The following is a 19,258-nucleotide window of genomic DNA, read 5'->3' as shown; positions in this document are numbered from 1 at the left end:
TTCCTCCACCGCGGGGCGCACGCGGCGGCGGAACGGATGCAAGGCCCTACGCGCCACAGCCTGAGTCCTCTCCCGCCGGTTTGCGCGAATCCAGAATGCTGATGGTGCGTTTCTTCGGCGCCGCGTCGGCCTCGTCGTCCTGCGGCGGCGGCGGGTCGCGGAATTCTTCCTTGTCGAAAGCGGTGTCGCCGTCCTCGAACGGCGCGTCGCCGGTCTTCAGGCCGGCGAAGTCGAACAGGCCGGTGTCGGCCAGATGGGACGGCACCACGTTCTGCAACGCGCGGAACATGCTCTCCAGACGGCCGGGGAAGCGGCGGTCCCAGTCATTGACCATGTCCTTGACCACCTGGCGCTGCAAATTGGGTTGCGAGCCGCACAGATTGCAAGGAATGATGGGGAATTCGCGCAGCGCGGCATAGCGCTCGATATCCTTTTCGCGGCAGTAAGCCAGCGGGCGTATCACCATGTGGCGGCCGTCGTCGGACACCAGCTTGGGCGGCATGGACTTCAGCTTGCCGCCGTAGAACATATTCAGGAACAGGGTGTGCAGAATGTCGTCGCGGTGGTGGCCCAGCGCGATCTTGGTCGCGCCCAGTTCGTCGGCCACGCGGTAGAGAATGCCGCGGCGCAGCCGCGAACACAGGCTGCAAGTGGTCTTGCCTTCCGGCACCAGGCGCTTGACGATGGAATAGGTGTCTTCTTCGACGATGCGGTATTCGACGCCGATGGAATCCAGGTATTCCGGCAGCACGTGCTCGGGGAAGCCCGGCTGTTTCTGGTCCAGATTGACCGCCACGATGGAGAAATCGATAGGCGCGGACTTCTGCAAGCCGCGCAGAATGTCCAGCAAGGTGTAGCTGTCCTTGCCGCCGGACAGGCAGACCATCACGCGGTCGCCCTCTTCTATCATATTGAAGTCATTGATGGCGTCACCCACATGGTGGCGCAGGCGCTTGGCCAGTTTATTGCCTTCAAACACGGCCTTTTTGGCCTTGTCGTCGAGGACGCTGCTTGCTTCGGACATGGAGTACGGCTAAGAAATTGAAAAACAGGCGATTTTACTTTTTTTCCGCGGCGAAATCCACGACGGCGAACAAGGCGCGCGCGCAGCCCGCCCGCGCAGCGGCTACAACACCACGCTGCGGCCGCCGTCCACCGCCAGAATCTGACCGGTGACGTAGCCGGCGTCCAGCAGCAGAAAGGCCACCGCCCGGGCGATGTCCTCCGGCACTCCCGTGCGGCGCAAGGGAATGCTGGCCTCTATCGCCGCGCGCTCCGCCGCGTCGAATGACGCGTCGTCCTCCGGCCACAGATTCACTCCGGGCGAGACCCCGTTGACCCGCACCGCCGGCGCCAGCTCTATCGCCAGGCTGCGGATCAGCTGCGCGTGGCCGGCCTTGGCCAGGTTGTACACCACATGGCGGGCCATCGGCCGCTCCACGTGGATGTCGGCGATGCCGACAATGGCGCCGCGACGCTTGGCCAGCTCAGGCGCCAGCGCCTGGGACAGGAATAGCGGCGCCTTCAGATTGCTACCCATCAGATCGTGCCAGGCCGCCTCGTCGATCCGGCCCACCTCGGTGGGGAAGAAGCTGGACGCGTTGTTGACCAGGCCGTCCAGCCGGCCGAACGCCGCCACCGCCCGCGCCGCCAGCGCCGGCAAGGCCGCCGTGTCCAGCAAATCGCCCTGCAGCAAGCGCGCGGAATCCGGCCGCGCCGCGTTCAGTTCCGCCGCCAAGGCCTCCGCCTCGCCGCGCGAACCGCGATAGTGCAACACCACCCGCAGGCCGCGCGCGTGCAAATGCCGGGCGATGCCCGCGCCCACGCGCCGCGCCGCGCCGCTGATCAGCGCCACCCGCTGCTCTCCTGTCGTCCCCTGATCCGCCATTTCCGCTCCTCTGAATCTTCGCCCGCCGCCGCAGGCTCCCACACGCGCCTTACGCCGCGATGACGCCGGCCGCGCGCTCTATTTCTTGCCCATGCACGGCTGGGCCGCCGCCAGGGCCGCCTGGCTGGACGGCGGCAAGACGAAACGCGCCACCAGCTTGCCGTGCTTGCGGCTGGCGCCGTCTATCGTCACCAGCAGTTCCTTATGCGCGGCGGACTGCCAGGCGAAGAACTCGCCCCGCGACGGCCACTCGAACACAAAGCGGCCGCTCGCCTCGTACCAGCCGGCGAAATGACTGTCCACGCCGCGGCGCAAACCGGCCAGGTTCAGCTTGAGCTTGCGCCGCTCGCCCAGGCCGCCCGGCCCCTCGTACGGACGCACGTCCCAGCCGCCCAATTGATCCGACACGTGCAAGGACAGCCGCAAGGGCGGGCTGTCCGCGCGGCAAGCCACGTCCAAACGCGCCGGAAAGCGGCTGCGCCCCACCGTCGCCTCGCCGTCCAGGCTGGCCACTTGCAAAGGATTGTCCGGATACGGCTTCGACACCGCCCACTGCGGCGCCGCCAGCGCCGGCCCCAGCAACAGGCCGCCCGCGCAGCCGGCCATCCAACGGTAAAATCCGCTCACCCTCTTCTCCTGTCCCTCAGTTTCCACCACAATCGCGGCACATTGTAGCAGGATGACCGCCATGACCACCTTACCCGCCGCCAGCGCCGACGCGCTGGCCACCAGCCAAAGACTTGTCCACGCCATTCAGGCGGAAATCCGCCAGCAGGGCGGCTGGATGCCGTTCTCCCGCTACATGGAGCTGGCGCTGTACGCGCCCGGCCTGGGCTATTACGCCGCCGGCAGCCGCAAACTGGGCGCGGCCGGCGACTTCACCACCGCGCCGGAAATGAGCGCCTTGTTCGGCCGCGCGCTGGCGCGCCAGCTGGCGGAACTGCTGCCGCAAACCGCCAATGTGGTCTATGAGTTCGGCGCCGGCACCGGCAAGCTGGCCATCGACATTCTCAGCGAACTGCAAGCGCTGGACGCGCTGCCGGAACGCTATTGCATCGTCGATCTGTCGCCAGACCTGATCGAACGCCAGCAAAGCAATATCCGCCAGGCGCTGCCGCAACTGGCCGAGCGCGTGCAGTGGCTGAGCCAGCTGCCGGAGCGGCTGGACGGCGTGATCATCGGCAACGAAGTGCTGGACGCCATGCCCTGCGAGCTGATCCGCTGGACCCCCGAAGCCCAACGGCGCGGCGTGGCGCTGGACGGCGAGCGCTTCGTCTGGGAAGACCGCGCCATTCAGGACCCGCGGCTGCTGCAACTGGCCCAGGCCATCCAGCCGCGGCACGACGACTATGTTTCCGAAATCAGCCCGGCCAATATCGGCTTCCTCCACACCCTGGCGCAAAAACTGGATCACGGCGCCGTGCTGCTGCTGGACTACGGCTTCCCCGCCGCCGAGTACTATCACCCGCAGCGCCATATGGGCACGCTGATAGGCCATTACCGCCACCACACCGTGGACGATCCCTTCTTCCTGCCCGGCCTGATGGACTTGACCTGCCACGTCGATTTCAGCGCGGTGGCCCAGGCCGGCATAGACGCCGGTCTGGACCTGATCGGCTACACCACCCAGGCTCAATTCCTGATCAACGCCGGCATCACCCAGTTGCTGGAGCAGCTGGACCCGGCCGACGCCGCCGGCTATCTGCCGCAGGCCGCCGCGGTGCAGAAGCTGCTGTCGCCGTCGGAAATGGGCGAGTTGTTCAAGGCCATAGGCTTCGGCAAGGGGGTAAACATAGACTGGAGCGGTTTCCTGCGCGGCGACCGCTGCTACACCCTGTAAGCCGGCGGCCGCGAGAATCTTGTTGACAGCCGGCTTTCGGCTGCGTATATTTCGCGTCTCGGTGCACTCGTGCATCGAAAAACGTGGCGAATTAGCTCAGTCGGTTAGAGCGACGGAATCATAATCCGCAGGTCCGGGGTTCGAGTCCCTGATTCGCCACCACAGTTTGCGAAGAGTTGTTTTCGACAAGTCTTCACGGCGAATTAGCTCAGTCGGTTAGAGCGACGGAATCATAATCCGCAGGTCCGGGGTTCGAGTCCCTGATTCGCCACCAAAATGAAAAGGGTCAGCGCAAGCTGACCCTTTTCGCATTCCCGCCGCCTTCGGCCCCTTCCCGTTTATCCACAGACCCGCACGGCTACGCAAAGTTATCCCCAGCCTCCGCCCGGCTATAGTAAAGCATCCCCCGCCGGAGCCTCGCCATGCGCCGACTTTTCCGCCTCGCCGTCCACGGCCTGGCCTCTGCCGCGGCGCTATGCGCCGGACCGGTCCTGGCCGCGCCTCAACCGGCCGTCAGCGCCTGCGTCCGGGAATTAAGCGTCGGCTGGGACAGTTGGCCTCCTTACCACTATCTATCCGCGCGCCAGCAACTGGACGGCTACGCCGTCGCCGTGCTCAACGAAGCCGCGCGCCGGACCGGCTGCCGGCTCCACTACCAGCAAATGCCCTGGCCGCGGACCTTGCTGAGCCTGAAAAACGGTCTGGTGGACGTGGCGATGGAGGCGCTGAAAACACCGGAGCGCGAGTCCTTCGCCCACTTCGTCTGGGCCTACAGCCCCACCACCGTGCGCTTGTGGAGCTTGCGCGGCCGCGCGGCGCAATGGCCGACGCACCGGCTGGAAGATTTGGGCAAGCACGGCAAGCTCATCCTGGGCGTCACCCGCGGCGACAGCTACGGGGCCAGCCTGGACGCCTGGCTGAAACTCCCGCCGCCAAGCGTCGCCGTGGACATCGGGCCGACGCTGGACATCAATATCCAAAAGCTGCGAGCCAGGAGGCTGGACCTGTTGCTGGCCAACAGCGCCACCCTGCGCGCGGCGCTGCAGGCCCAACCGACGGGAGCGGAGATCGTGCCGCTCGCGCCGGTCTGGAATATCGGCGGCGCGTATTTCATCTTCAGCAAAAGCAGCGTGCCGCAGCCGGTGGCGGACGCTTTCCGGCAGGCCCTGACCGGCATGCGGCGCGACGGCTCGATTCAGACCTTGTATCAGCGCTACTTCGAAGCGCCGTATCCGGAGGAATGAGCCGGCGCCGGCCGCCTCACTCCGCGCCGCCGCCCTGCAGCCGCTCCGCCAGCGGCGACAGCAGGGTTTCCGCCAGTTGCGCGAACAGAGGATCGTCCAGGGGCTGTTGATTGCGGAAGGCCAGCGCGATCGCCGCCTCGTCCTTTTGCGCCATGCCGCCTTCGCGGACAAAGCCGGGGTCCCATTTTTCCAGCGCTTTCCGCATCGCCTTGTCGCGCCGCTCCGGCTCCGCCGCCAAAGCTTCGGCATACGCCCAGCTGGTGCGGCCGAACCAGGGCAAGGCTTGGTCCTGGCCCTGACGCCAGCGCGCCAGCCACGGCTCCAGCAAGGCCAAGGCCTCCGGCTCGTCCTCCAGCAGCAGGCTGCCAGTATCGTCGTAGCAGGCGGTGCGGCAGACCACGCCCGGCGGCCGCGCCGCGCACAGAATCAGATGGCTCAGCCACAGGGCCACGCGCTGGGCGGCGTTGATCTTGCCGACGACGAAATCCAGCTGACCTTCGGGGCGCAGCCCGGTGAGCTCGCCCACCAGGGTGAGGCCGGCCGCATGCAGATGGACCGGCTGCGGCGGCAGAACGTCCCGGCTCAGCGCGGCCGGCAGCCGCGCCGCCAGCTTGACGCTGGAACGCGCCTCCTCCACCAGCCAGGCCCGGCCCAGCGCGGCCGGCGGCAGCAGGCCGGCGGCGGCGACGCGCTCGCGCACCGGCGCTTGCGGACGGCGATGCAACATGGCGTCCACCAACTGCCTGCGCACCGCCTGGCTGGCGTCGCCGTCCACGGCGAAAGGCTCGCGCACCGGCAGCTCCTCGTCGCCGCCGAACAGGCGGATGGCGAGCCGGTCCGCCAGCCAGGCGCGCACCGGATTGCGCCAGAAACGGATGAAGTCGTGCAGATTGACCACGCCGCTGAGCGCCGCCGGCGGCAAAGCTTCGGCGAACGGCCGCGGCGCGGCCTCCGGCTGCGACAGGGCGGCGGCGAAAGTGGGCTCGAAGCTGGCCAGCCGCGGGTCCGCGCCGTCGTAGGCGGCGGGCGAGAACGGCTGCAGCGGGTGGCGCACCGTCAGCGCCCGGCCAAGATCCTGGCCGCACATGGCGGAGAAGCAATCCAGCAATTCGGCGATCAGCGGCGAGGGCGGCAGGGTTTCGCCGCTGCGGGCGGACTGGCCCACATAGGACAGATAGAGCTTTTCCCGCGCGGAGAGAATGGCCTCCAGGAAGAGATAGCGGTCGTCGAAACGGCGCGAGCGGTCGCCGCGGCGCGGATGGCGCGCCACCAGGTCGAAGCTGACCGGGCGTTCGTCGCGCGGATAAGCGCCGTCGTTCATGCCGATCAGGCACAACACGCGGAAGGGAATGGAGCGCATCGGCACCATCGCGCAGAAGGTGACGCCGCCGGACAGAAAGCCCAGCGGCGAGGCCAGGGTCAGTTTGCGTTTGAGCCAATCCCGCACCGCTGGCAGGCCCACCTCTTGCTCGAAGCCGGCCAGCTCGGCGTCCCCCGCCAGTTCCGCCAACGCGGCGCGCAATACCTCCAGCGCTTTCTCGTCGTCGGCGTCCGCGTCGAACAGCCGCTCGCAAGCCTGTTGCAAGCGCTCCGCCCACAGGGCCGGAGCGGCCGGACGCGCCCACTCCTCCGCCACGCGCTCCAGTTCGCGATAGCAGGCGGAAAAGCGCCCCAACGCTTCCGCCAACTGGCCCTGAGCGCTGCTGTGCGGCAGCAGGCCGGCGTACAGGCCGCTGTCGTCGCCGGCCAAGGCCGGCGGCAGCACCGCGCCCAGCAACAGCCGGTCCAGGCCCCAGCGCCAGGTGAACAGCGGGTCCGCCGGCAAACCCAGCGCCGCCTTGTGCGCGGCATCCCGTCCCCAGCGGATGCCGGCCTCGCGCACCCATTGCTGCACAAAGGGCACGTCGGCGTCGTCCAGGCCGAAGCGGCGCAACAAGGCCGGCGCGTCCAGCAAGGCCAGCACCTGATCGGCGGCGAAGCGGGAGTCGGCCAGGTCCAGCAAGGCCGCGTAGCTGGCCAGCAGCGGTTCTTCGCGCGCGATGCGGCGGTCGGCGATGCTGTAGGGAATGTCCGGCGCCGCGTCCTCCTGCGGACGAGCGCCGAACACCGCGTCGATATAAGGCGCGTAGCTGTTGATGTCCGGGGTCAGCACGGCCACGTCGGCGGGATTGAGGCCGGAGTCCTCGCGGAACATCGTCAGCAAGCGGTCTTTCAATACTTCCAGTTCGCGCATCGGCCCGTGGGCGGCGTGGATCTGCACCGAATCGTCGTCCGCCGCCAGCGGACGCGGCGCGTCCTTGGGATCGTTCAATTGCAGGATGTCGCGCTGCAAGCGCGCCAGCAGCGCGTCGCCGCGGGGAATGTCGAATAGGGGCCGCGCGTCCAGCTCGCTGTCTTCGGCGATCAGTTCGAAGAAATCGCGGCCCTGCTTGCCCAGCGAGGCCAACAAGGGATGGCCCTCGGTGGCGAACAAATCCCCCTTCTGCTGCAGCTTGAGCTTGCGGCGGGCGTCGACGATGTCGCCCCAGTAAGCTTCGCAGGGATTGAGGGTGAACAGGCAGACGTCGGTAAGCTGGGACAGGCGCTTGACCAGGGCCAGATACATCGGCGCCAGGCTGGCGATGCCGAACAGCGTCACCCGTTCCGGCAGATGCTCGGCCCTGAGCTCGGCGAAGAACTCGTCCAGCATGCGCACGCGGTGGCGGCTGGGATCGCTGTCGGCCAGCCGCCGCCACAAGGCGGCCTGCCAGGCCTCGTCGTCGCCCAGGCCCAGCAACTGGCCGGCCTCCCAGGCGCGGATCCAATCCGGCCGGAACACCAGATATTGGTCGAAGATGTCGGCCACCTTGCCGGCCAGCTCGAAACAGGCGGCCTCGCCGCCCTCCAGATAGCGCGACAAAGCGAGAAAAGGCTCGCCCTCCAGCGTGGGCAGCAGCTCCATCAGCCGCCAGCTCAGCACTTCCGGCGCGAACGAGGATTTGCGCGGCAGATCCGGCATCACCCGCTGCATCAGCCGCCAGGCGAAGGCGGCCGGCAGCACGAAGTCCAGATTGGCGGCCACGCCGTTGCTGCGGGCAAGGTCCAGCGTGATCCAGCGCCCCATGCCGCGGCTCTGCACGATCACGGTTTCCGGCGCGAACGAGTCGGACAGCGGCAGGCTCTGGCTCATGCCGCAAAACAGCTGACCCAATTGCTCCAAGCGGTTGGACTGGTAAAGAAGCAGCATGCGGGGATAGGCGGTAGGTGAGATCAGCCCAAGTGTAGCATCCGCGGCCCGGATCGGCCGCATGCGCCGCGCGCGGCAGATTATGCCGCTAGGCGACGCTCAGACGGCGGCTTGCTTCTCGCCAAGATATTTACAAAGCATATTGATGCCAATCAATACCAATGTGAGTCCAATAACGCTAAAATATGACGTTTATTTAGCAAGGCGATGTCGTGAGCGCATCCGTCCGGCCGCAAGGCCATTCCGGCTTCACCCTGATCGAGATGATGGTGGTGGCCGCCATCGTCGGCATCCTGCTCTTGGTGGCGGTGCCGTCTTATCAGCGCCATGTGCAGGCGGCCAAGGCCAATACCGCCAAGAGTGATCTGATGGCCCTGAGCCTGGCGCTGGAAAACCACAAACTGCTGCACCTGGCCTATCCCGCCGCCAGCGCGGACAACGCCAGCGCCATCCGCGCCGCTTTGGGCAATAACAGCTGGCAGCCGGCGCAGCCTGAATTCAACTATCGTTACCAGCCGCAAGGCGGCAGCTTCCTGCTCACCGCCAGCGGCGTCAGCCCGCAGCTGTCCGGCTGCGTGCTGAAACTCGACGGCGCGGATCAAAGCGCCAACACCAGCAGCGCCGACTGCCGGACCCAATGGTGACCCCGCCCCGCCGCCAGCGCGGCCTGACCCTGATGGAGCTGTGCGCGACGCTGGCGCTGATCGGCCTGTTGGCGCTGCTCAGCGTGCCGCTGGCGCAAGGCTGGAGCGACGCCCACAAACTGGCGCTGGGCCGCAGCCAACTGGCGCGGGCCTACGCCCAAACCCAGGCCGCGGCGCTGAGCAATCCGCTGGCGGCCGCGCCGGACCAGCCCGCCGCGGTGCTGATGTCCAGCGCAGAAGGCCAGCTGTGCGTCTTCGCCGGCACGCCGGCCAGCGGCACCCAGGGCGAGCGTTGCCACGGCGCGGCGCTGTGGCGCACCGCCGCGCCGCGCCCGGTGAGCCTGGGAAAAAGCTGCCTGGCGACCCCGGCCGCGCAATGCCTGGCCCTGAACAACCAGGGCCAGCCGCTGGCGGCGCAGGCGGCCGGCGTCGCCTGCGGCACGCGGCCGGCCTACTGCATCCGCGGCGCGCAGCAGGAGCTCAGCGGTGATTTGTAAAACGCAAAGCGGCGTCAGCCTGCTGGAAAGCCTGATCGCCATGTTGCTGCTGATGCTGACCGGCCTCGGCATTGTTTTCGTCAACGCGCGCAGCCTGGGTAGTCAACAGCAGCTGCAACAGCATGCGCTGGCCCTGAGCAAGGCGCGGGAACAACTGCAACAGGGCGGCCTGCCCTGCGACAGCCCCAACGACTGGCCGCTGGCCAGCGGCGTCAGCGCCACCGCGCGGCTGAGCTGCAGTTCCGCGCCCGCGGTGACCCTGCGCGGACAGCCGCAGAACGGCGGCGCGGACATCAGCGCCAAGGCCGCGCTGAGCGGCCGAACCTTGCAGCTGCGGGACGCGGCCTCCTCCACCCTCAGTCTGAGCAATCATGAATAAGCGCGCCGCCGGCTTCAGTCTGCTGGAGCTCTTGATCGGCATGCTGCTGGCGCTGATCACCACGCTGGCGATGCTGACCCTCTACCGCCAGACCGCGCGCAGCGTGTTCGATCCGGATCAGGGCAGCGCCAAGCTGGCGCAGCGGGACGGCCAATTGATGGCGGCGCTGCTCAGCGTGCAGCAGCAGGCGCAGGAAGCCGGTTTCGGCGCCGCCGGCGGCCGCGAACAAAACCTTCAACTGCTGTCGATAAGCGATTTGAGCGTCGACGCCGACGGCGCCGTCTCCGCGCTTAGCGCCGCGCCGGCGGCTTCCGGCGCCGCCAACGCGGCGGTCTGGCGTTACCGTCCGCAATTGGACGCCGGCGCTTACGCCTGCCGCGGCGTGGCCAGCGTGGACGGCGCCGGCCAGAGCAGCGTGTTGTACCAGTTGCAGGCGGACGACTGCGCGGCCATCGCCGACGCGCTGACCCAGCCCTCGCAATGGCGGGCGCGGGCGCTGACCGGCCCGCTGCCGCCGCGGCACAAGCTCGGCATGGCCTTGCGGCTGGAACAAACCTGCTGGCCCTACGCCGTCGCCGCGGCGGCGAGCCAGACCTTTCCGCAGCTGCTGCTCAACTACGACAACACGCTGCAAGGCGAGAGCCGCAGCTTCGCCAGCTGTCTGACCAATCTGGCGGCCCCCGCATGAAGGCCCGTTCCCTCCCGCCGCGCCGGCAGCGCGGCGTCGCCGCGGTGCTGATGGTGCTGCTCACCGGCATGGCCCTGACCGCGCTGGCGCTGGGCGGCATGCATCATCTGCGCGGCCAGCAGGAACTGACCCGCTCGCTGCGCGGCAATAGCGAGGCGCAATGGCGCGCCTGGACCGGCGCGGAACTGGTGCGGCAATACCTGTCGGCGCTGACACCGGCGCAAATCAAGGCGCTGGAGCTGGACGGCGCGGCGCTGAATCTGGAGCGCGCCAGCTTGCCGCCGGAAAGCCAGGCGCTGGCCGACGCCCTCCAGATCAAGCTGCTGCCGGCGCCGCGCGCCGCCGGCGCCGTGATCGAGGACGACAAGGTCGCCGCCTGGATCACCGCCCGCAGCGGCGACGCCACGGTGACGCTGGAGGTGGTCTACCAATTGAACGGCGCGCCGACGCCGCCGGCCGCCAACGCCGCGGCGCAAATCCGCGGCGGCCTGTCCACCAGCGGCAATATTGTGGTCACCGGCGCCAAGGACGCGCTCTTGCAAGTGGAAGGCGCAGTGGACACCAGCGGCAGCCTGAGCGGCGTCAGCGCGATCCAGGCCACCGGCGACATCCTGTTCCAGGGCAATCCGGCCCGCGGCGACGGCCAGGCCCCGCTCAGCCTGTGGAGCAACGGCGACATCCGCGTCAACAGCGGCCAGTTCCTGACGCTGAAAGCGCGCGGCAACATCGTCATGGGCAGCGGCAGCGACGTGGAGACCGCCGCCGCCAACGGCTCGGTCGGCAGCAGCGGCGAACGAGTGGGCCGGCTGTCCGCCATCGGCGACGTGACCCTGGCCGGCAACGTCGCCGTTTCCGCGCAATTGCTGAGCCAGGGCGATGTGCGCACCAGCAGCAGCAACCGGCTGAACGCCTTGCGCGCTCAGGGCCTGCTGGACAGCCGCGGCAACGCCAATATCGACGACGGCCTCATCGGCGGCGCCTTCACCCACAACGGCGCGCAGATCTTCGACGCCGCCGGCCAAGCGCGCCAGCCGCCGCCGAACACCGTGCGGGTGCGCCATCAGGCCGGGCTGAAAGTGCCGCTGGAGCCGGTGCCGGAGTTCCGCCTGGGCGCGACCCGCATCAACGCCAACGATTACCGCGACGCCGCCAACCTCATCGTCTACTGGGATGCGGCGGACCGTTCCGCCGACGCGCTGCAGCGCATCCGCGTCCGGCTGCAACATGTGGCCGGCGTGCCGGACGGCGCGGTCTACCGGCTGGGCCGGCAGCGGGCCGACGACTGGCAGCGCAACGATCTGTGCCCGGCCCTGCAGGCCGACGGCAGGCGCTGCGCCCCGGTCGCCGGCCAGCCGGCCTTGCGGCTGTGCGAGAGCGACGCGGAGAGCTGCTTGTCCGGCAGCACCGCTCAGCAATGGCTGCTGCGCCTCAAGCCGCCGCAAGGCATGCTGCCCGGCGTGGCGCTGTTCGAAGGCAATCTGTCGCTGTACGGCCGGCTGGACAACGCCATTCTCGCCACCGGCCACATCGAAACCAGCAGCAATGTGGAACTGTGGAGCCTGCGCCAGGCCGGCGCGGCGCGCGTGTGCCGCAGCCCGGACTTCCCGGACGTCTATCCGCTGAACCACTGCACCGCGGACCGGAACTCGCTGCGCGAATCCCCGCTGCTCGGCATCGCCCTGCTGGCCGGCGGCTACGACGCCGCCCAGGCCTTCGGCGGCGGCAAGATCCGGCTGGGCGCCAGCAACCGCATCCACGGCGCGGTACTGGCCGGCGACACCCTGGACACCGCCGGCAGCACCCATATCTTCGGCCCGGTCAGCGCGGGGCTGCAAAGCCGCCCGCCCGGCGCGCCGCCGCCCTCCCGGCCGCTGAACAGCCTGGGCGCGGAAACCGTGATCGACATCAGCGGTCAGAACGGATTGCCGGGCGAAGGCGGCGGCGGCACGCCGAACCCGCAAACGGGCGCGGCCCGGGTATTATGGGCGCGCTATCGTTAAGCGCCGTCTAAGAGCCTGTTTACGATCCGCCATGCCTTGCCAGAGCGTAAACCCGTTCTCACTCCTCAACTTTGGACGCCTATGTACCCTTATCTGATCGTCAAACACGCCCATATGGGCTTCGCCTATCTATCGATCCTGCTGTTCGCCGTGCGCGGCGGCCTGATGCTGGGCGGCAAGCAGCACATCCTGGCGCTGAAACCGGTGCGCATCCTGCCCCACGTCGTCGACACCCTGCTGCTGGGCTGTGCCATCGCCCTGGTGGTCATGGGCGGCTGGCCCATTCTGCAAAGCCCCTGGCTGCTGGCCAAGATCGTCGGCCTGGTGCTGTACGTGGCGCTGGGCACCATCGCGCTGCGCCGCGGCAAAACCCCGCAAACCCGCTTGATCGCCTTCCTCTGCGCGCTGGCGACGGTGTTCTACATTGTGCTGGTGGCCAAGACCAAGCTGGTCTTCCCTTTCTTCTAGGCCCTCCGCCTGCGCTTGACCCAGAACAAGGCCCCGCGACGCGGGGCTTGTTATCGTCGGCGGGTTTTGAACCGGACCGACCAAGATGGCTCTGCACACATTCCTGCCCGAGCTGGTCTGCCCCGCCGGCAGCCTGCCGGCGCTCAAGGCCGCAGTGGACAACGGCGCCGACACCGTTTACCTGGGCCTTAAAAACCAGACCAACGCCCGCAACTTCGCCGGGCTGAATTTCGACGACGCCAGCGCGCGCGAAGGCATCGCCTACGCGCACCGCCACGGCCGCAAAGTGCTGATGGCGATCAACACCTTCGCCCAGGGTGGCGACGCCGGCCGCTGGCGCGCGGCGGTGGACCAGGGCGCGGCGCTGGGCGCCGACGCGCTGATCCTGGCCGACCTGGGCCTGATGGCCTACGCCGCCGAGCGCCATCCGCAGCTGCGCCTGCACATGTCGGTGCAAAGCTCGGCCACCAATTACGAAGCCATCAATCTGGCGCGCGACATGTTCGGCATCCGCCGCGCGGTGCTGCCGCGGGTGCTGACCCTGGACCAGGTGCGCCATGTGATCGAGCACACCGACGTCGAGATCGAAGTCTTCGGCTTCGGCAGCCTGTGCGTAATGGTGGAAGGCCGCTGCCAGCTGTCCAGCTACGCCACCGGCGAATCGCCCAACACCCACGGCGTATGCTCGCCGGCCAAATTCGTGCGCTGGGAACCGGGCGAGCGGAGCATGAACGCCCGCCTCAACCACATCCTGATCGACAGCTACCGCGACGACGAACCCGCCGGCTACCCGACGCTGTGCAAGGGCCGCTTCCAGGTGCGCGACGAAACCTATTACGCGCTGGAAGAACCCACCAGCCTCAATGTGCTGGACATGCTGCCGCAAATCATCGCCAGCGGCGTGGCCGCGATCAAGGTGGAAGGCCGCCAGCGCAGCCCGGCCTACGTGGCCCAGGTGACGCGCGCGCTGCGCGAAGCGCTGGACGCCGCCGCCCGCGACGGCGCGCGCTTCCAGCCGCGTCCGGCCTGGCACCAGGCGCTGAACAAAGTGTCGGAAGGGCAGCAGCAGACGCTGGGCGCCTACAACCGGCCGTGGAAATGAGCGCCGCCCCCGATGGAAAACCGCCAATGACAAGCCTTAATCTGCAATTGACGCTGGGCCCGGTGCTGTTCTTCTGGCCGCGCGACACCCTGCTGGACTTCTACGCCGCCGCCGCCGACTGGCCGCTGGACCGGATCTACCTGGGCGAGGTGGTGTGCTCCCGCCGCCAGCAAATGCGGCCGCAAGACTGGATTTCGCTGGCGCGCGATCTGGCCGCCGCCGGCAAGCGCGTCACGCTCAGCTGCCAGGCGCTGCTGGAGAGCGAATCCGATCTGCGCCGCGCGCGCCAGTTGGCCGCCAACGGCGACATCGCGCTGGAAGCCAACGACCTGGGCGCGATCAAGCTGGCGCGGGAACACGGCCTGCCCTTCGTCGCCGGCCCGCATCTGAACATCTACAACGCCGACACCCTGAAGCTGATCCGCGGCTGGGGCGCCGAACGCTGGGTGCCCCCGGTGGAAATGGACCGCGCCACGCTGGCCGAGCTCTTGGCGCGCTACGCCGAGATCGGCGCGCCCATCGCCACCGAGCTGTTCGCCTGGGGCAAGCTGCCCCTGGCCCTGTCCGCGCGCTGCTTCACCGCCCGTCATTACAATCTGAGCAAGGACGATTGCCAGTTCCGCTGCCTGGAACACCCGGACGGCCTCGCCATGCGCACCCAGGACCAGCAGGACTTCCTCACCCTCAACGGCATCCAGACCCTGTCCGCCGGCTGCCACAGCCTGCTGCCGCATTTGCGCGAGCTGGCCGCCATCGGCGTCGACGCCGTGCGCCTCAGTCCGCAGTCCCGCGCCACCGGCGATATCGTCGCCCTGTTCCGCCAAGCGCTGGACGGCGCCGACCCGGCGGCGCTGCAAGCCGCCAGCGGCCGGCACGCCGACGCCGAACTGGTGGACGGCTATTGGCGCGGTCAGGCCGGCAACCAAGCCATAGGAGCCCCCCATGCGCATTCCTGATCTCGCCCTGCCCGCCGCCGCCGCCGCGCTGCTGTCCCGGCTGCCCGCCGCGCCGCCGGCCTGGCTGCTGGTCGCCAGCCTCAATCAATTGGCGCGGCGCGGCGTGCTGCCGGCCGACATGGCGCTGCTGGCCGGCCGCCGCTTCGCCATCCGCGTGCTGGACGCCGGCCTGACCCTGCGCTTCCGCGCCGACGAACAAGGCTTCCACCGCGACCGGGACGACGGCGCCGCCGATTTGCAGCTCTCCGCCACGCTGGCCGACTTCGCCCGGATGATGCTGCGCGAGGAAGACCCGGACACGCTGTTTTTCCACCGCAAGCTGCTGATTGAAGGCGACACCGAGCTGGGGCTCATCGTCAAGAATCTGCTGGACAGCGTGGACTGGAGCGCCACGCCGCTGGCGCGCTTCATGGCCGTTTAATCCCCTGTTCAAGCTTTCGCGGCCGGGGACGAGGCAAGGCCGAAACCGCCGAGCAAGCGGGAGGCGCGGATGGCGCGCAAGCCTTTCCAAGGCGTTTTCAAAGCCCTTTTCCATCCATCCCGCCGGCGCGCGGCGGACTTTGACGCGCTGCTTGGAGCGCCTCGTCGGCGCTCGCCCCTTGTGGCTGAGCCAAGTTTGGGCTAATCCGAAAAGAATCAACGCAATCAAGCCGCCTCCCGGCGGCCTGCACTCATCGGAAACGGCCCAAGCCCCATGAAGCCACGCCTGTTCAGCCTGCGGCAGATCTTGTTCGACTTGGCCATCCTGCTCATGGCCAATCTGCTGCTGCTCTGGCTGGCCCAGCGCTACCAACTGCTGTCCGCGCTGGGGACGGGCCCCGGCGACGGCAATGCGCAAACCATGGCGCTGGCGTTGCTGCTATGCGTGAACCTGGCCGTGTCGCTGGCGCTGTTCGCCTACCGCCGGGCCCGCGAATCCCACGCCATGCTGCAAGAGCTCAACACCATCGCCGGCCAGGACGCGGTCACCGGCCTGGCCAACCGCCGCCAGGCCAACACCATACTGGAGCGCGAAACCGAGCGCTCCTACCGTACCCGGCGGCCGTTTTCGGTGCTGCTGCTGGACATCGACCACTTCAAGGACGTCAACGACAACTACGGCCATCTGGCCGGCGACCAGGTGCTGGCCGCTTTTGGCCAGTTGCTGCAAAAACGCGCGCGCCAGCTGGACACGGTGGCGCGCTGGGGCGGCGACGAATTCCTGGTGATTTGCCCTGAGACCGAGCAAAGCGGCGCGCTGGCGCTGGCCGACGACATCCGCCAGCGGCTGGCTCAGACCGAGCTGCCGGCGGTGAAACGCCTGAGCGCCAGCATAGGCGTGGCCACCCAGACCGTGGACGACATGCCGGAAACCTTGCTGCACCGCGCCGACATGTATCTGTACGCGGCCAAGAACGCGGGCCGCAACCGGGCGGTGGGCGAAGCCGGCAGCGCCAGCCGCGAACGCCGCCTCGCCCCCGACGAATAACTCACAGCCCCAGACGGTCCCGGAGCCCGTACCACCACGCCCCCATGCTCAGCATCGGCACGCGGAGCGCGCGTCCGCCAGGGAAGGGATAGTGCGGCAGACCGGCGAATTGATCGAAGCGCCGGCTGTCGCCGTGGATGGCCTCCGCCAGCAAGCGACCGGCCAAATGGGTATACGTGACGCCGTGGCCGCTGCAACCCTGAGAGTAATAGACATTGTCGCCGATGCGCCCGGCCTGCGGCAGCCGCGACAGGGTCAGCGAGAAATTGCCGGTCCAGCCGAACTCGATCTTGTAATCCGCCAACTGCGGAAAGGTTTTCAGCATCTTGGGACGGATCAGCCGCTCCACCTCGCCCGGATCGCGCGCGCCGTACACGGTGCCGCCGCCGTACAACAGCCGGTTGTCGGCGGTCAGCCGGTAATAATCCAGCAGGAAGTTGCAATCCTCGACGCAGTGATCGCCCGGCAGCAAGCTCTTGGCCAGCGCCTCCGGCAAACGCTCGGTGGTCACCACCTGGGTGCCGCAGGGCAGGCTCTTCTCCGCCAGCGCCGGCAGCAACTCGCCCAGATAAGCGTTGCCGGCCACCACCAGGAAGCGGCAACTGACCTCGCCGCCGGCGGTCTCCACCCGCACCCGGCCGCCCGGATGAATCTTCAAGACCGCCGACTGCTCGAAAATCCGCCCGCCCAGCGACTCCAGCGCCGCCGCCTCGCCCAAGACCAGGTTCAACGGATGGATATGCCCGCCCCAATTGTCCAGCAAGGCGCCGGCGTACTGGTCCGACGCCACGATGCCGCGCATGCCCTCTCGGCCCACCAGTTGCAGGCCGGTATGGCCATAGCGCTCCCACAGCCGCTTCTTGGCCGCCAGCTCGTCCAGCTGCTTCTGGGTGAAGGCGGCGAACACATTGCCGGTTTTCAGATCGCACTGAATGCCGTATTGCGCGATGCGCTCGCGGATGATGCGGCCGCCCTCGAAAGCCATCGCACCCAGCGCCTCGGCCGCCGCCCTGCCGTGCCGCCGCTCGATCACGTCCATGTCGCGGCTATAGCTGTTGACGATCTGCCCGCCGTTGCGGCCCGACGCGCCCCAACCCACCCGCGCCGCCTCCAGCACCGCCACCTGATAACCGCGCTCCGCCAGATGCAGCGCCGCGGACACCCCGGTGTAGCCGGCGCCGATCACGCAAACGTCCACCTGCTCCGCCCCTTGCAAAGATGGACGCTCCGGCGACGGATGGGCGGATGCGGCGTAATAAGAGCTCGTGTGTTCCAGTCTGGCCGGCGCGTTCATGGCTGTCTCCTTGGCGAAGCGAACGCGGAGCGTCCGTTCATGATTGGTATAAAAATACAATACACGCGCTCATTATATTTAACAACACCTGGGAGAAAGGATGGGTCGCGGCGACAAAAAGACATGAAAAAAGCCAGCGCAAGCGCTGGCTTCGGGTTCAGACGGAGACGGGATCAGATCGCGTTTTTCTGGGCCGCCTTGCGCTTGGCGCTCAAGTCCAGGCCCGGCAGGTCCGCCATGATGTCCGGATGGTCGGCCAACTTCTCCACCACGAAATCAACGAAGACCCGGGTACGCGGCGCGATGTGATCGCGATGCGGGAAACAGATGTAGATAGAGCGCTCCAGCGACACCATATCGGTCAGCACCGGCTCCAGTTCGCCGGAGCGGATCAGATGCACCACCTCATGGCCCGGCAACTGAGCCACGCCCATGCCCAGCCGCGCCAGCTCGGCCACCGCCTCCATCTCGTTCAGCGTATACGTGCCGTTGACCTCCAGCGGAATCCGCTCGCCCTTGCGGTCGAACTCCCACTTGAACAGACGGCCGGACGTGGGGAACTGGAAGTTGATGCAATCGTGGTTGCTCAACTCCTCCGGCGCGCTCGGGCGGCCGTGCAAATCCCAGTAGCCGGGCGAAGCCACCACATAGAGCGGCATCTGCGCCAGATTGCGCGCCACCATGCGGCTGTCCGGCATCATGCCGGAACGCACGCCCACATCGTAGCCGTCCTCGATCAGATCGCTGAAATGATCGTCCAGGCCGAAGAAGACCCGCACCTTGGGATAGCGCTCGCAGAACTCGCCCATGATGGGCAGGATGAAACGCCGGCCAAAGGAGTTGGGCATGCTGACCCGCAGATGGCCGGCCGGCTCGTCGCGGCTGGCTTTCAACTGATTGATCGCCGAATCCAGATTGTTCACCGGCCCGCGGCACTGGGCGTAGAAACGGCGCCCGTCCTCGGTCAGCGTCAATTGGCGCGTGGTGCGGTTGAACAGGCGAACCTCCAGTTCCTGCTCCAGCCGGGCGATGCTCTGGCTGATAGCGGCCGGCGATACGCCCAGCTTGCGCGCGGCGTCGGAGAAACTGCCGTTTTCCGCCGTGGTCATGAAGACCATCAATGCTTTTAAGGTGTCCATAATCAGGGATGTTCCAGGCTCGGCATCGCCTACCCTTCACGCCCGGACGGACGCCCTGGATTTGACAATGCTGATAACATTATTAAGTAGTATCTCTTTAAAAAGGGTACACCATACCCTTTGATGATTAAAGAAGAACTTGCAAATTGTTGTGAATGCATCTTCATGGACAAATCCACGCCAGGAACAGAACCGACCGCAGCTTCCCCACTGCACCGCTCGCGGAGCGCACTTTGTCATATAGTTTTACAGCTTAGTTGAAAATACATTGCCCTATTTTCTATGCAATCCAAGTATGCACCTGATTCGGTCTGAATGCCATGAGTTTGTTGCAACAGACTCAATGAAACAGCATCAAGTTGGCAACAATATGCCGCAACCCCGCCCGCGCCGCCCTTGAACGCCACAGCCGGCCCCAATCCAGC

At 67.4% G+C, this 19,258-nt stretch carries 18 protein-coding genes and 2 tRNA genes; 14 read left to right on the top strand and 6 right to left on the bottom strand.

Going from position 1 to position 19,258, the window contains the following annotated elements:
* Positions 1–46 precede the first annotated feature (46 nt).
* From ttcA to NK214_RS17880, 3 genes are all read right to left on the bottom strand, one after another.
* The gene (gene ttcA / locus NK214_RS17890) at positions 47–1,024 is read right to left on the bottom strand and encodes a tRNA 2-thiocytidine(32) synthetase TtcA (protein WP_227106653.1); all 978 of its coding nucleotides are present in this window, start codon (positions 1,022–1,024) and stop codon (positions 47–49) included.
* A gap of 102 nt (positions 1,025–1,126) precedes the next feature.
* Positions 1,127–1,888 carry a pteridine reductase gene (locus tag NK214_RS17885; protein ID WP_227106652.1) on the bottom strand — a complete coding sequence of 254 codons (762 nt, stop codon included), beginning with the start codon at positions 1,886–1,888 and terminating at the stop codon, positions 1,127–1,129.
* A gap of 78 nt (positions 1,889–1,966) precedes the next feature.
* Positions 1,967–2,515, bottom strand: coding sequence for a hypothetical protein (locus tag NK214_RS17880; protein ID WP_146176552.1), 549 nt, complete (start codon positions 2,513–2,515; stop codon positions 1,967–1,969).
* Between the two features lie 61 nt (positions 2,516–2,576).
* On the opposite strand from NK214_RS17880, the gene NK214_RS17875 reads away from it, so the two are divergent.
* The 4 genes from NK214_RS17875 to NK214_RS17860 all read left to right on the top strand — a co-directional run bounded on the left by NK214_RS17875 (position 2,577) and on the right by NK214_RS17860 (position 4,972).
* The gene (locus NK214_RS17875) at positions 2,577–3,728 is read left to right on the top strand and encodes a class I SAM-dependent methyltransferase (protein WP_253315134.1); all 1,152 of its coding nucleotides are present in this window, start codon (positions 2,577–2,579) and stop codon (positions 3,726–3,728) included.
* A gap of 85 nt (positions 3,729–3,813) precedes the next feature.
* A tRNA-Met gene (locus NK214_RS17870) sits at positions 3,814–3,890 on the top strand.
* A gap of 35 nt (positions 3,891–3,925) precedes the next feature.
* Positions 3,926–4,002 (top strand) — tRNA-Met (locus NK214_RS17865).
* A gap of 148 nt (positions 4,003–4,150) precedes the next feature.
* Positions 4,151–4,972 (top strand): ABC transporter substrate-binding protein, encoded by an 822-nt coding sequence (locus NK214_RS17860; RefSeq protein WP_253315133.1) that lies wholly within the window; start codon positions 4,151–4,153, stop codon positions 4,970–4,972.
* A gap of 16 nt (positions 4,973–4,988) precedes the next feature.
* Here the strand turns inward: NK214_RS17860 and recC are convergent, their stop codons facing one another.
* Positions 4,989–8,198, bottom strand: a complete 3,210-nt coding sequence (gene recC, locus NK214_RS17855) for an exodeoxyribonuclease V subunit gamma (protein ID WP_253315132.1) — start codon at positions 8,196–8,198, stop codon at positions 4,989–4,991.
* Positions 8,199–8,410: 212 nt separating this feature from the next.
* Here recC and NK214_RS17850 point away from each other — a divergent pair, with 212 nt between their 5' ends.
* From NK214_RS17850 to NK214_RS17805, 10 genes are all read left to right on the top strand, one after another.
* Complete coding sequence (locus tag NK214_RS17850) at positions 8,411–8,842, top strand: type IV pilin protein (protein ID WP_227106644.1); 432 nt, start codon at positions 8,411–8,413, stop codon at positions 8,840–8,842.
* The gene (locus tag NK214_RS17845) at positions 8,839–9,339 is read left to right on the top strand and encodes a prepilin-type N-terminal cleavage/methylation domain-containing protein (RefSeq protein WP_253315131.1); all 501 of its coding nucleotides are present in this window, start codon (positions 8,839–8,841) and stop codon (positions 9,337–9,339) included. The genes NK214_RS17850 and NK214_RS17845 overlap by 4 nt, the downstream gene beginning before the upstream one ends.
* Positions 9,329–9,718 carry a hypothetical protein gene (locus NK214_RS17840; RefSeq protein ID WP_253315130.1) on the top strand — a complete coding sequence of 130 codons (390 nt, stop codon included), beginning with the start codon at positions 9,329–9,331 and terminating at the stop codon, positions 9,716–9,718. Before NK214_RS17845 ends, NK214_RS17840 begins: the two co-directional genes overlap by 11 nt.
* Positions 9,711–10,406, top strand: coding sequence for a hypothetical protein (locus NK214_RS17835; protein ID WP_253315129.1), 696 nt, complete (start codon positions 9,711–9,713; stop codon positions 10,404–10,406). The genes NK214_RS17840 and NK214_RS17835 overlap by 8 nt, the downstream gene beginning before the upstream one ends.
* Positions 10,403–12,406, top strand: coding sequence for a hypothetical protein (locus NK214_RS17830; RefSeq protein ID WP_253315128.1), 2,004 nt, complete (start codon positions 10,403–10,405; stop codon positions 12,404–12,406). Before NK214_RS17835 ends, NK214_RS17830 begins: the two co-directional genes overlap by 4 nt.
* 81 nt (positions 12,407–12,487) lie before the next feature.
* Positions 12,488–12,874 carry a SirB2 family protein gene (locus NK214_RS17825; RefSeq protein ID WP_107797977.1) on the top strand — a complete coding sequence of 129 codons (387 nt, stop codon included), beginning with the start codon at positions 12,488–12,490 and terminating at the stop codon, positions 12,872–12,874.
* Between the two features lie 85 nt (positions 12,875–12,959).
* A complete protein-coding gene (locus NK214_RS17820) occupies positions 12,960–13,976 on the top strand; it encodes a peptidase U32 family protein (RefSeq protein ID WP_253315127.1) in 1,017 nt (338 codons plus the stop codon).
* Between the two features lie 26 nt (positions 13,977–14,002).
* Positions 14,003–14,932, top strand: a complete 930-nt coding sequence (locus tag NK214_RS17815) for a U32 family peptidase (protein WP_253315126.1) — start codon at positions 14,003–14,005, stop codon at positions 14,930–14,932.
* The gene (locus tag NK214_RS17810) at positions 14,919–15,353 is read left to right on the top strand and encodes an SCP2 domain-containing protein (protein WP_227106632.1); all 435 of its coding nucleotides are present in this window, start codon (positions 14,919–14,921) and stop codon (positions 15,351–15,353) included. Before NK214_RS17815 ends, NK214_RS17810 begins: the two co-directional genes overlap by 14 nt.
* Before the next feature lie 273 nt (positions 15,354–15,626).
* Positions 15,627–16,400, top strand: a complete 774-nt coding sequence (locus NK214_RS17805; RefSeq protein WP_107797973.1) for a GGDEF domain-containing protein — start codon at positions 15,627–15,629, stop codon at positions 16,398–16,400.
* A 1-nt stretch (position 16,401) separates the two neighbouring features.
* On the opposite strand, the gene NK214_RS17800 is transcribed toward NK214_RS17805, so the two are convergent.
* Positions 16,402–17,694 carry an FAD-binding oxidoreductase gene (locus NK214_RS17800; protein WP_253315125.1) on the bottom strand — a complete coding sequence of 431 codons (1,293 nt, stop codon included), beginning with the start codon at positions 17,692–17,694 and terminating at the stop codon, positions 16,402–16,404.
* A 173-nt stretch (positions 17,695–17,867) separates the two neighbouring features.
* Positions 17,868–18,833, bottom strand: coding sequence for a LysR family transcriptional regulator (locus NK214_RS17795; RefSeq protein WP_048413744.1), 966 nt, complete (start codon positions 18,831–18,833; stop codon positions 17,868–17,870).
* Positions 18,834–19,258 lie beyond the last annotated feature (425 nt).

The organism is Chromobacterium sp. S0633 (assembly GCF_024158805.1).
Taxonomy (GTDB): domain Bacteria; phylum Pseudomonadota; class Gammaproteobacteria; order Burkholderiales; family Chromobacteriaceae; genus Chromobacterium.
This window is presented reverse-complemented; position numbering and strand designations above follow the sequence as displayed.

Coding starts and splice junctions, on each gene's coding strand:
- ttcA (WP_227106653.1), bottom strand. CDS start 1,024: ATGTCCGAAGCAAGCAGCGTCCTCGACGACAAGGCCAAAAAGGCCGTG.
- NK214_RS17885 (WP_227106652.1), bottom strand. CDS start 1,888: ATGGCGGATCAGGGGACGACAGGAGAGCAGCGGGTGGCGCTGATCAGC.
- NK214_RS17875 (WP_253315134.1), top strand. CDS start 2,577: ATGACCACCTTACCCGCCGCCAGCGCCGACGCGCTGGCCACCAGCCAA.
- NK214_RS17860 (WP_253315133.1), top strand. CDS start 4,151: ATGCGCCGACTTTTCCGCCTCGCCGTCCACGGCCTGGCCTCTGCCGCG.
- recC (WP_253315132.1), bottom strand. CDS start 8,198: ATGCTGCTTCTTTACCAGTCCAACCGCTTGGAGCAATTGGGTCAGCTG.
- NK214_RS17835 (WP_253315129.1), top strand. CDS start 9,711: ATGAATAAGCGCGCCGCCGGCTTCAGTCTGCTGGAGCTCTTGATCGGC.
- NK214_RS17830 (WP_253315128.1), top strand. CDS start 10,403: ATGAAGGCCCGTTCCCTCCCGCCGCGCCGGCAGCGCGGCGTCGCCGCG.
- NK214_RS17825 (WP_107797977.1), top strand. CDS start 12,488: ATGTACCCTTATCTGATCGTCAAACACGCCCATATGGGCTTCGCCTAT.
- NK214_RS17820 (WP_253315127.1), top strand. CDS start 12,960: ATGGCTCTGCACACATTCCTGCCCGAGCTGGTCTGCCCCGCCGGCAGC.
- NK214_RS17815 (WP_253315126.1), top strand. CDS start 14,003: ATGACAAGCCTTAATCTGCAATTGACGCTGGGCCCGGTGCTGTTCTTC.
- NK214_RS17810 (WP_227106632.1), top strand. CDS start 14,919: ATGCGCATTCCTGATCTCGCCCTGCCCGCCGCCGCCGCCGCGCTGCTG.
- NK214_RS17805 (WP_107797973.1), top strand. CDS start 15,627: ATGAAGCCACGCCTGTTCAGCCTGCGGCAGATCTTGTTCGACTTGGCC.
- NK214_RS17800 (WP_253315125.1), bottom strand. CDS start 17,694: ATGAACGCGCCGGCCAGACTGGAACACACGAGCTCTTATTACGCCGCA.
- NK214_RS17795 (WP_048413744.1), bottom strand. CDS start 18,833: ATGGACACCTTAAAAGCATTGATGGTCTTCATGACCACGGCGGAAAAC.